The organism is Syntrophotalea acetylenica, from assembly GCF_001888165.1.
In the GTDB taxonomy this organism is placed as follows: Bacteria; Desulfobacterota; Desulfuromonadia; order Desulfuromonadales; family Syntrophotaleaceae; genus Syntrophotalea; species Syntrophotalea acetylenica.
The window spans coordinates 1,699,997-1,712,333 of sequence record NZ_CP015455.1; the positions used below are offsets into that span (position 1 = coordinate 1,699,997).

At 44.7% G+C, this 12,337-nt stretch carries 8 protein-coding genes and 1 pseudogene; 1 reads left to right on the plus strand and 8 read right to left on the minus strand.

Annotated features, from left to right (window positions below):
* Window positions 1-53 precede the first annotated feature (53 nt).
* Complete coding sequence (locus tag A6070_RS07825; RefSeq protein ID WP_072287787.1) at window positions 54-344, minus strand: nucleotidyltransferase family protein; 291 nt, start codon at window positions 342-344, stop codon at window positions 54-56.
* 276 nt (window positions 345-620) lie between these two features.
* Between A6070_RS07825 and A6070_RS07830 the strand changes: the two genes are divergently transcribed.
* Complete coding sequence (locus A6070_RS07830) at window positions 621-875, plus strand: hypothetical protein (protein WP_201257955.1); 255 nt, start codon at window positions 621-623, stop codon at window positions 873-875.
* A gap of 344 nt (window positions 876-1,219) precedes the next feature.
* Here the strand turns inward: A6070_RS07830 and A6070_RS07835 are convergent, their stop codons facing one another.
* The 7 genes and pseudogenes from A6070_RS07835 to A6070_RS07855 all read right to left on the minus strand — a co-directional run bounded on the left by A6070_RS07835 (window position 1,220) and on the right by A6070_RS07855 (window position 12,315).
* Complete coding sequence (locus A6070_RS07835) at window positions 1,220-3,874, minus strand: TnsA endonuclease N-terminal domain-containing protein (protein WP_072287788.1); 2,655 nt, start codon at window positions 3,872-3,874, stop codon at window positions 1,220-1,222.
* Window positions 3,867-5,639 (minus strand): site-specific DNA-methyltransferase, encoded by a 1,773-nt coding sequence (locus A6070_RS07840; protein ID WP_072287789.1) that lies wholly within the window; start codon window positions 5,637-5,639, stop codon window positions 3,867-3,869. The genes A6070_RS07835 and A6070_RS07840 overlap by 8 nt, the downstream gene beginning before the upstream one ends.
* Window positions 5,636-8,523 (minus strand): annotated as a pseudogene (locus A6070_RS07845) (ATP-dependent helicase). The gene A6070_RS07840 and the pseudogene A6070_RS07845 overlap by 4 nt, the downstream one beginning before the upstream one ends.
* Before the next feature lie 428 nt (window positions 8,524-8,951).
* Window positions 8,952-9,482, minus strand: a complete 531-nt coding sequence (locus A6070_RS07850; RefSeq protein WP_083558825.1) for a DUF6933 domain-containing protein — start codon at window positions 9,480-9,482, stop codon at window positions 8,952-8,954.
* The gene (mauJ, locus tag A6070_RS15365; protein ID WP_072287791.1) at window positions 9,472-10,914 is read right to left on the minus strand and encodes a methylamine utilization protein MauJ; all 1,443 of its coding nucleotides are present in this window, start codon (window positions 10,912-10,914) and stop codon (window positions 9,472-9,474) included. The genes A6070_RS07850 and mauJ overlap by 11 nt, the downstream gene beginning before the upstream one ends.
* 107 nt (window positions 10,915-11,021) lie before the next feature.
* Window positions 11,022-11,321 carry a beta/alpha barrel domain-containing protein gene (locus A6070_RS15370; RefSeq protein WP_145926448.1) on the minus strand — a complete coding sequence of 100 codons (300 nt, stop codon included), beginning with the start codon at window positions 11,319-11,321 and terminating at the stop codon, window positions 11,022-11,024.
* Window positions 11,322-11,361: 40 nt separating this feature from the next.
* Entirely contained in the window at window positions 11,362-12,315 is a 954-nt protein-coding gene (locus tag A6070_RS07855) for a restriction endonuclease (protein WP_072287792.1), read from the minus strand.
* Window positions 12,316-12,337: the final 22 nt, after the last annotated feature.

The window sequence follows — 12,337 nt, forward strand, 5'->3', positions numbered from 1 at the left end:
CCACTTCCTCGATATCCCTTCGCGCATTCGCGTCTTCGCGTGAGGCATGAATCTCAGAGGTTGACCCGCTCCTGTTCGATATAGGGACGCATCTCCGGTCGCAGGGCCTTTTCGGTGACAAGGTCGACCGGACAGCCGAGCAGGTCCTCCAGGTAAAACTGCACGCCAAAATAGCGCTTGGAGGTGGCCTGGCCGTCGAAAGCCACCAGCACATCGACATCGCTGCCGCTACTCGCCGTATCACGGGCGGTGGAGCCGAACAGGGCCAGCCGGGTCACGCCGAAACGGGCCTGCAGCTCCGTCTTGCTATCTCTCAGCAGGGCAAGGGCACGTTGTCTGTTCATCGCTCAGCCTCCCAAGGCGGATTCATCTTCTGGGCTTTTGCGCACCCGAAACCACCGGGCGCACGAAGGCCATTCAAAACTTCCCGACAATATAACATCTGCTATGCGGCGTGCAACTCAAAATTCGAAGGAGTTCCGACAGATTTAAACCGCTCCGGTAAATAAGCCACCAGAAGGCCAGCACGAAAAAAATTCAACCGCCGCCCGACACTTTCTCCGTCTCTCCGGTAAGTAAGCGGGAAAGCAATCAGAATTCACAACGAGGAGCCACCGACCATGGACATCAACGACCTGTTTGACGGAATCATGAAGAGTATCAACCAGTTTGCCGACGAGATCGCCGAACAGCGGTTGCAGGAAAAAATGCAGGAGTCCGGACGAGGTCCGGAGAATGAGGGTAACAATGCGGAGAATTTTCAGGCGAAAGAGAAGCGGGGTGTGATGGATTTCCCGAAACTGATCCTGTGGCCCTGCGGGCCAGTGGCGGGAACCGCCTACTACGTCAGGAACGTCCTGTCCCCTCCTGCGTAGGCTCCCCTTCGCTCGCTGACGCGGCCCTCCCTGGCCGCTTTTCAGCCACTGGCTGCGCTCGCTGCGCTTCGATTCCCGTCTCATCAGTAAAAAAGGGTGACCCCGAATGGGATCACCCTTTTTCTAATTGGTGGAGGTGGCGGGAATCGAACCCGCGTCCGAAAATCTTTCACATAAGGCTTCTACATGCGTAGTGTTATCGGCTAGTTAGAGGACTCCCACCTATTTACTCATATGCCAATTTCTAGTGGTTTTTGTCTAATTTGTGGTAAAAATTGTGGTAAAAAAACTTAGCACTTTTCATCTGTAATCTCAACTTCTTACGTAAGGACTCTATTTTGCAATCATAACAAGATCCTATACTGCCTCTCGCTGGCAGCACTTCCTTTAATAATTTGATACTCCATTCCGCTTGCTGTTGCTATCTGGCGAGCAAATTCCTTCTTGGCTTGAACGATGGGATCGTCAATCATGTTGTCGCCCTTAACTTCTACGATCACGTAACTCCCGTCCTCTTTCTGCAAGAGGAAGTCAGGGTAATAGCTCCTTACGGTGTGAGATTCAGGGTCTATATACTGAATATAAAAGTCAGACTGCCCATGGGTTAGCATCCCAGTAAAGTAAACCTTGGTAACCTTACCCTCCATGAGCAAATCCCAAAAGAGAGTCTTTTCTGGGCTAGAATCGAAACAGTAGGTGTCGAGGTGGAAGCTTTTTTCCTTGTACTTTTGTACCGCAGCATCTGATTCCCTGACGATCAAATCTGGCTTTCCAGAAGACTCGTAATATCCCTTCTCCATGGGTGGTGCTTTGATGAGTTCGACTTCGTGCTCTATCACCTCATCAATCGGATCAAGGTTGTATAGCTCGTTGAAAAGCCGGGGGATGATGACATCGTAAAGGAGTTCATTGAAGTCATTTACAAGGGTAATTAGTCCCTCTGTCTTTTCCTTTGTGCGGTTCAGGAGGTCATCAATCTCCAGAGGGCTTCTATTGAGATACCTTGAAATCTCGGCAACCAAGGAGAGTTCACTGAAAGTCACCTTCTGTCTTCGCTCGGTCAAGTCTTCTGTCTTGCTTGGTGCGGTACTGGCCTTGCCTGGGCTTAGACCCTCTTGGATAGTATGGATAAGTAAATACTTCTCCGTTAGCTCATGCCATTTTTGTTTATCATCACGCTCCGGCAGAAGAGCAATCCCTTCCTGTAGTTCCTTCTCTGTGAGGCTATACGATTTTTTGATTCTCTTGAGGGTTATCTTCTCCTGCTTGAGCACCCTAACTTGTACTGGCTCTTTACCTGTCCCCTTACTCTCAAGTTCGCTAGTTGTGATACGGAAGTTTTGCTGCAACTCATCATTCAGAATGCCCAGGTTATCGTTGGTCAAGTAGACTTGCCCGGTGTACTGTACATCGCCTACTGAGCGTAAGCAGCGCATGGTAGCCTGAAGCACAAATACCTTTGATTTTGGTTCGCGGAAAAGGGCAACCCCAAAGAGAGAGCGGCAGTTCCATCCCTCCCGGCCCTTGTTTACAAGTAAGATAAACTGCTTATCCGAACTGACGCTATCAAGCCTGTTGAACTCCCTTATGTCATCGTTAGTAGTAAGCTTATCGTCACCAACGTTCACCAGTATTCTTGATGCCGGAATCCCGTGCTTCGAGAGCGCTCTTTCTACAGCTGGCCTAAGCTCAGAGGTAATTTCTTCGATGGTTGCACCAAAGAAAGCGAACTTAGGTGTCATACCCTCTGGCTTAAGCCCCTCAGTTGCTTTCAGAAAGTCATCAACGGCTATCTGAACAAAATCGTCAGTTTTGGTACTGGAATACCCATGCAACTTAACCTTTTTGAGATACCCCTTATTGATAGCCTCCTGTAGTCCGTAGGCATACACGACTTCAGGCAATACATCTTTACCAACGTAGGGAGTGCCTGTGTAGTTGTAGCATGCAACGACATGGGTCCCTGCTTTCTCCAGGCTTGCGGCTAGCATATCAATGGTGGTTCTCAGGCTGGTATTTGACTGTGCGCCAATACCCATATCTTTAGCTAGTACCTTGCCGAAAGCATGATGAGCCTCATCAACATAGATGCCCAACTGCTCAAGCCGGGTCAGCTTCTCAAACCTCTGGTTGGTGGTCAGTTCACCTTCATCTTCTGGTTGGTCAAAGTCATACAGATCAGCAGCCTGGTCATAAACAGAACCTGCTTTATAGGTCGGCTTGCCTGATCCGAACAGCTTATCGGCTGCGGATTTTTCCTTGTGCTGCTTCTTGAGGATGATCTTCTGGGTGTTGGATACGATCACATTAAAGCGTGAGCGGTCAAGCACGGAAAGGGAGGTGCCGGCGTCTTCGAGGTAATGAAACTGAATATGGGAGGTAAGAAAGTTGACATACTCAGGAGGAACAACCTTCCTCATATCGAATGATTGAATCTCCTTCAAGGAGTAGAGCACTGTCTTGTCTGGAGCGAAGACCAGCGCATTGTGACAATAGTGCTTATCTTTCGGCCACTTGTTTGCAAGGATGAACTCGTAAAAGATGCAGGTTGCCATCAGGATGGTCTTACCGGTACCCATAGTAAGAGCAAAGATGTAGTTAGGGTACATCCTTGCGTTCTTGCGCATGCTGGCAAAGACAGCCTTGTACTGGTCCTCCGTGATCTTGTCGAACAAATTCCCCTGAGCAGTAAAGCCTACTATCCCCCCCTCTCCACGTTCCGCAAACCGGTTCTTCTTTTCGTGCCAGTCCTTAAAAATGTCCTGCACCGGGGCATTTCCAAGAAACTCTTTAAGAAAGATGTATATCTCTAAGGCTTCAAACTGTGGCTGTCTCAGGAACGCCTTGGGGTTGTGCTCGGGGTCATTGAAGTCTAAGAACTTCTTGGAGAGGTCGCGATAATGTTTGCGAATTTCACTTTTCTTGCTCCTGTAGAACTGGAACAAATAGTGAAAAAAAGCAAACTCCAAGCTTGCATCGACTACCTTAGCCCTAGCCATTGGCAATCTCCAATTCCAGAGACTCCGACAGAAGATCAGTAATCTTCACCCTGATAGTCCCTGCATCAGCTGGCACCTTATAGCTCCCGATCACCATTTCATTTTTACTAGGAATATCGACAACAGAGGGTTGCAGGATGGCTCCGTCATAGTTCCAATCAACCATGACACTCTCTACCAGCTCTTTCCAGTCAGTGACAGCCTCCCTTTGCATACTGAGCTTTTGCAGCAAGTTCATGGGGTAGAACTTCTCTATAACCAAGCCCCCCCCTTTGATGACCACCTTCGCCTCTGAGTCCCTCTTAAATTCCAGGTTGGCCTTGTCCCGCAGGATATCCACTATTTCAACGTCAAGAGTAAAGGGCACCTCCTTCTGTAAGTGCGCCTTCAGGTCCGGCTCATGCCCCATACAGACAAGGAGTATCTTTTCAACCGGCTGGTTGGGTTTCTCCATTTTCCTAGCCTCAAACGCCTTATAGTCAAAACCTGCTATCAGCTCGGTGAGATCAGCACGGGTTGCTATCCTGTTGACCGGCATCACCTTTACCATGCGCCCGTCCTTCTCCCCATCATAGACGCTGTTCATTTCCAGCTTTTGAATCTCTAGAGCATCAAGCAGCAGCTCCTTTGCCTCAACTGGATTGCGGAACACATCGTAGTTGTTAACGTTGTAGACCTCAAAGCCGGTATATTTAACGTCAGTGCCATCAATGGCCTGTCGGCTCAGTTCCTTGGCAACTGATACAAGCCTCTTGGTAGTAGTCTGGATCGCTCCCAAATTTATATCTGCCCCAATGAAACGCCTGCCTGTCTTCATTGCAACTGCTTGAGTGGTACCAGAACCCATAAAACAATCAAATACAAGTTCTCCCTCATTCGAGCAATGGTTTATGATGCGCTCAATAAGTTGTTCGGGTTTTTGAGTTGGGTAGTCGAGTCGCTCTATAGCAGCAGGGTTTATAATGGATATTTGCCAGACATCTGCGAGTGGAGCACCTGTTGACTCTTCATCAACAGATGTTGCAAGTCGGTTTCCTTCTTCATCAAAGACAGCTTTCTGCTTCATGCCCTTCCATCTTTTAAGGGTACCTTCTGATGCCTCCTGAACTTCCACCATATTAAAAGTACGTTCTGATGCCTTAGATTTTGAGTACCAGTATATTGTGTCATGATTCCTTTGAAAGTTCCTAGATTTTACCGTCCATTTACGGTAGTGCCATATAATTTCATTAACAAATGCAGATTGACCAAATATTTCGTCTAGCATACACCTTAGTTGGTGTGCCTTGTGCCAATCACAATGAAGCAAGATAGAGCCTTTTTCAGACATCATTTCCTTTATCAAAACTAATCTTTCATACATAAATTGTAAATATTCATCATTACTCCAGATGTCGGCGTACTGTTTTTCTTCAAACACTGTAGTGTCCGACGATGAAGTTTTGCCCTTCAATGTTATTGTTTTTTTATACTCAGCCTTTGAATCAAAAGGTGGGTCTATATACACAAGATCAACCTTGCCCCGGTACTCCTTCAACAGATGGCTCATTACCTGTAGGTTGTCACCCCAGAAAACCTTATTCAGCCACCCGTTGACTTCTTCCCCATATACTTCCTTCTTCTGCGCAGGGTAGAACTGAGTAGAAGTAAAAGGACGCTTCCCACGCCAGCTCAGCATGGGATAGCCCTTGATAGGCTCAAACTTATACTCACCCACATTATTGCTATTGTTCTTCGCCTCTAAGCCTAGTCCCTGCTGACTCATATATCCTCCCGAAACTTCCAGTTCTTGTTATCGCAGTATGCCCTAATATCACAGTCAGGACACATTTTGTTAGGCCGTGATTTCATCCTGTAATCCTTGCGCTCAATTCGATCAACAATCCTATCAAACTCAGCAATAGTCTTGCCTATGGTCTTGTCATCCTTCGTGAAGGTCACATAGGGGTTCCCCCCATCCTCGCCGGTATAATAAAGGTGCATCTTGCTAACCTTCTGCCCCGTCCTCTCCTCTACAAGGTGGGCATACACCTCAAGCTGCCGCTGATACCTCTTCAATTTCTCCCTGTCCCGGTCAAGATCAAGCTTCTTCTCCGTCTTGAAGTCGATGATCTCCACCGTCTCACCTTCACCCCGGATCAGGTCAACATTCCCCTTCAGGATATAGGCATCTTTCACCAGGGAGATCCCTACCTCCGCCTCACGGAGCCTATCAAAGTGCGCCTTCTCCCTCTCGTAATACCTCAGCACATGAGCAAGAGCCGCTTTCTGTGTCGAGGGAGCCAGATATACCCTTTCCTTCTTCGCTATCAGGTTGTAGTTGACATCAAACCACACTGCTATCTGGTCAGGGGTAATCTTCTCCTGCTCTCCCCTAAGTGCTGTCCTATGAATATCCTCAATGGTTTGGTGGACTAACGTACCGAACAGCATCGGGCTTACCCTGATCGGCATAAACTCTAGATCTTTGAAGAACCGGTACTGTTCCGCGCAGTTCTCAAAGACTGTAATATGGGAGGTGAAGGAGTATTCCCTCTTCAGGTTGATTTCCTTCACCAGCTCAAAACTCATCTGCTCAGGCTGGAAGGCTGGATCATACCAGTTTGGGAGGGGGTGCAATATCTCCTCAAAATACTTCGAGGGGGTTCTGCCATGCCCATGCTTCACCTGGCAGGTCATTGCCAAAAGGTTCTGCGCTCTCGAAAAGGCCGTATAGAATAACCTCCTGAAGTCATAATATTTGGTATATTCCAACGGCTCGAAGGGAGGTTTGGAAAGATAGTTATGCTCCAGTATCTCATCAAGCTCGGTGTATTGCTTTCTGGGAACAGCCCCTAAAGACCCCACAACAACTACAGGAAACTCCAACCCCTTAGACTGATGCACTGTCAGGAAAGAAATGCAACCGCTCGGCGCGTACTCGCTCTCATCCTCATACTCATCTATCCCACCTTCCTTGAGGAATCTAAAGAAGCTGTTGAACAGGTCCTTGATATTCTTCTCCAGGTAGGTCGGGTTCAGGACGGTGACATGATGCAGGTACTCAAACTTTGCCAGCATGGTAGAGAACATGGCGAGGTTGCGACCGGCCCGTCCTTTATCTATGCCCACTATCGCTTCTTCCGACACATACTTGCTAAAAAGAGGGAACTGCAATAATTGATAGAACAGCCCTGAAAACGAATAGTCTGCATTATGAGCCAAGGTGAGGTGCTGCTTTGCAATTGGTCTAGCCCACTTCAACAGGCGTTCATTCTCCGGCTTTCTAAGCTCCTCGATAAACACTCTGAAGCAGGAATTATCGTAGTAGTCCCATATTTCCAGCTTGGCATCATCTGCCCACTTTCTTACCTCTGGGAATTGTGGGAAGAGGAAGATCAGCGCTCCTATCAGCAACCTGATCTCTTCACGGTCAAAAAATATGTTACTGCGAGGGCTATAGACTGGGATGTCGTGCTCTTCCAGGTACTCAGCCAAGGCAACCACAGCCTCATTCTTTACAGACCTGAACAAGAAGGCTATTTGGTTCCAGTCGGTTAGCCTCCCGGAGTCTTTCAGCTTATGCAGGAAAGCAAGTGTCTCGGCATGCCAGTTTCCTCCTATCGGAGCCGCCACTTTGATAACGCTCGGCACAGCGGGGAAGTCTCCAGCTCTTGGCCCTATGATCTTCTCAAACCTGAAAGTCTTCCCCCCTGCGTCCAGTCCTGCTCCTGCATCCAATCATTGTAGAAACTGATGATGTCGGGATGTGAACGATAGTTTGTAGTAAGGGTTACACGCTTACATTCACCTTCAGAAAAGAGGCTGGGGAACTCCAGAATATTCCTAATCGTTGCTCCCCTGAACCGGTACAAGCCCTGGTCATCATCACCGACGACACACAGATTCTTTCGATCGTTGGTCAGCAGCTTCAGGATACGCTCCTGGATGGTATTGGTGTCCTGGTACTCATCTACCATCATGTAGCTAATCTTCGCCCTTAGCTTCTCCAGGATATGAGGATGATCCTGCAAGAGTCTCAACGCCTCATACTGGATGCCCGAAAAATCAAGGGCATTGGCCTCATAGAGCTGGTGCTGATAAAGCTCAAAACATGCCGCAAGTGTCCTGACCTGGGTCTCTGGAGCCTTAGCCAGAACGTCAGCATCCAAAGCCTCTTCAGCAATCTTGTTAACCCACTTCATCAATGATTCTGACTGCGCCCATGGAGAGCGGACACCGCCAAGTACCATTTCATGATCAGGTATCGCTCGATAATCAAAGATATGCTGGTAAAGGAAGTACTGCTGATCGAATTGGTCTAAAAGGGAAAAGTTACGCCTAAGGCGGGTAAATTCTCTATGTTCCTCAAGGAGCCTAAGGCAGATTGAGTGGAACGTACCGAGGTACATTTCGTTGAGGTTGAATTTAATATTAAGCTGATTGAGTCTGTTTGATACACGGGTTGTCAGCTCACGTGCTGCCTTATCAGTGAATGTCACCACCAATAGAGACTCAGGACTTACTCCCTTGTCCTTAATGAGGCCAACAATTCTCTCAACTAGTGTAAAAGTTTTACCAGAACCAGGTCCTGCAATTATAAGAAGAGGTCCTTCTGTACAATCAATTGCCTCCCTCTGATAGATATCAGCACCATTATGAACCCCCATCACGCATCCTCCCTTAGTGCCTAATACGCCATTTCAAACAACCCAACCGAGGAATATTAGCAAATTCATAGCTATCTATCCAGGAAAATAGGGTTACTAGTAATTCATGAGATGAGGGGGGGCTTTGCACTTGGTTTTTACTCAAGAGGACTCCATATCCTCTTATCCGCATGCAAAAACAACAGGTTGCGAGCACATGACGCAAACATTGACGCTATTTTGCCCCTCCATATGCCACCTGTCAAACTTTCTAATAGTCGGTAGTAATCCTCTTGTAGCACTACCCGAAAGGGTAACTTCATCATTTATAATTCCTCAATTTGGTTTACTAAATCGCAACCCAACAGCTAGAGACCCTCTAAAAAATAGAGGAGTTACCAAATGGCAACTCCCCTTTCCTATCCTGTCCTTTTTTCTACAGATCAGACCTAAGCCAGAGCTTCCCGCACCTGGTCGATAGCAAATTTATAATCAAGTGGACCAAGCGGCATTCTGTTCAGTTTCGAGTTCATTTCAACGACATCAACGTTAAGCATCCCACCTTCATCAAGAACAGTCCACTTGATGATATTAGCCATATCGTTCATAGTACCAAGCACACTTCTACTACTGGTCCTGGTAAAGACGACTTCTCTAATCTCATCAAGCACCTTCTCAATGGCCTCTTGAGAAAATCCATCACGAATCAGATTTCTGAATAGGCCCTGGCGGAATATCTCATCAAGCATTTTAAAATCAGGCTTTTTAAGACCAGGAACCAGGAAGGAATAACGGGTTTTATCGTTGGTGAAGAGAACGCACTTTCGCCTATCGAGGATAAGCAGGTTTGCGTGCCAGCAACCTAAGGGCACTGTTGGAATAATAGCTCCTTGGAACTCCTGCCCTACTTCCTTCAGGATCTTTTGTGTACACTGTATAGCGATCATATTTTCCCAGAGCTTATAATCATTATGGAGCACTCAACTCATTCCTTAAAATCAACCAAGATGTATTCTTAAGATAATCGAAAATATATCCGTACTTGTTATTACCTTGAGCAAGAAATAATTTTTTGCAACTAGAATAATCTCTGAAGTTTTCTTTTAGAAATTTATCTCCATATACAAAACCACCAAAATGTCCAGCAGCATTTCTCATGGAAAGCCAAAGCTTAACTAATGTCCACAAATCCAGATTAGTGGGAGTTACAGTCTGATCATTTAGGGATTGAGGAGGACATAAAGGTTTCTCCCCTATTCTATGTTGTTTTATTAATTCATAAACCTTGGACCGAGAGGTATTCAATCTAACCTCTGATCCGTCTGGGTGACTAATAGGCCTTCCATTAAAATCATGCAGTATCTCATCAGTTTGAAATTTCTTTGTTTCAGCTATGGTTTCTAGTAGTTGCCAATATCTCAAATAAGCAAAATCAATGTTTCTTTCCGATACAGCTTCTTTGTATATAGAGAGAAAATACCTTTTCAAGCTATTACCCTTTATTCCTCTTAGAATGGATTCAATAGAAAAAGGGTCTTCTCCTGCAATTTCCCCTCTAAGTAGATTGCCTCGATAAGGAGTTCTTACAGTAAACATGGATGAGGTTTTAAGTTCGTTGTCATATATGATTGTGCTCACGACGCTTGCAAGGCTTCCTCTATGAGCTGATATGACCTCTGACAATATACTTGACTCTTCTACTGTATATTTATATGCTTCTTGTTCGTCGTTACAGAAAATGTAAGGAAAATGGACTACACAGAATGGGTTATCATTTGATATTGTATCTTTAAGTTCTTCACTATAATTAAAGGATATTTTCAAGCTAGTGCATTCAGATAAAAATTCATTGACTAAACCTATTAGTTCTTTATCACCCTTACCCCTAAACGGTAAAATTTCAAACTGTTCAAACCTCATTTTTCTTGAAATAATAACACCATTCAAAAACACAAAAACGGTAAAAGACTTTTTACTAGGTTGGGTAAGATATATACCTTTTAAAAAATCTTGCTCTAAATCATTTTCAACTTTAATTAACTGACCCAATACATCTTCAACTCCACCCGTTAACATGGGAACTGGCAAGATCTTAAATGGAAATCTTATAAAATTTTCTTCAGAGAAATAGTTTATTAGATTTTCAGGTCCATAATTTGCATTTAATAATGAAGAAATATGTTTTATTTCATAAAAACCTTGTTCGAAGTTTTCGGTTTTGATATTCACAAAAGCGTTACCGTCAGAAATATTAGCAGATGCTCCATATTTAAAACTTGGATTCTTTTCTCCTACTTTTGATATATTTAGATTAACAGTATCGTTACCATCACTTTGAACTATCTTTATTTTTACTATTTCACCTGCAATAAAAACATTCTTTCCACCATTAAATTCTATGATAGGATTCATTTATACTTACCTCTAAGGGCAAACTTTTATTGCAGTTAGCTAGACATCAGAAAGCTATCTGCATATCGCCTCACACAGCACACCATCTCCATTACCACCCAATCCGCTCAAGCCACATCCCCTTGTAAGTAAAACAAAGCCTCTCTACGAGAGGATAACTCCTTACAATATCTCCTCATTCCACACTCTCGGTCACCAGTAGAAGGATTTACTTGCCACTTATCAAAAGACCGCTTGTCCTGTCTTGCCTCGCCTCCACTCCCAAGGGGGTACGGGGTTTTGATATACTCATAGCCCCCTCCCTTACCTGTTACCCTAGCTCCTGCCTCCAGGTGGCTAAGAAAAACATCGTCTAAATATTTCCTATACCACCAGGCATATCCGGCCTTAACAATTTCCTTGTTCAAGCCCTGGATTCATCTCCCCATTCCAAGGAAATTATCGTTCTCAATTATTGCCTATGAGGACATCAGGGGCATAGCGAATGACAAACTTCGCAACATCTGGTCCAGCAATTAAATCTATAGTTTTCCCAATTTCCTCAGATCTTTTTTGAAGATAGTCTTCTAATTTCTCCGTCTTATTCCCTGTTGTGATTAGGAGACCTCCATCAGCTTGGTACTTTTGGATTCCATCTACTATTTGATCAACAGCATTTAAATCATTATGATCTCCAATATACGATTTAACTTGTACAACTATTTTAGAGGTCAAATTTATACCAATTATGGGATTTTTAAAGTCAATTATAAGATCAGCCCCATAATCAGTACCCCAACCGAAGCCATTTGCTACGGATACCGTATTTGGCATTCCGTCAAAAATTCTTTTGAGAAACCTTTCAAATTCCTTGCTCTTATTCATTTTATGTATATATTTGGTTACCTCCGGCAAAAGTCTTTGTGAAATTTTTTCCTTGAGGTGGATTAGTCCTTTTAATTCTTCTTTATTATCAGAATGAATATTGTTTTTAAGATTATTAATACTTTGAAGAAAATCACTGACTTCTAGTATGCGCTGACCTCTTCTCATCGGAGCAAGGTTCACAGAGGTAATTACGTTAGGATCATTCCTGTCGAACTCAACAATGGAATAAATATCAACAGGAATGTAATTGCAAAAATCAGTTCCCCAAGAACACTGAATCCCATCATCAAAATCATAACCACCTACCGCTTGGACAGCTACACATTTCCCATAGTCAGGCATATTTACATGGACAATCCAATCTCCTTCTTTAATTCGTAAAAGAAAACCATTCTTTCCGTGATATTCTTCCCTCAAGGACTTAGTTTGTTCCCACATCCCAAATCGAGATTTTCCCTTTTTTATTTCCTTATACACCTTGTGTCGTTCTGACTTCTCGACAATCTTTGCAAAAGCAAATACTTGTGTAGCCATGACATCATCCTCCTATTTCATT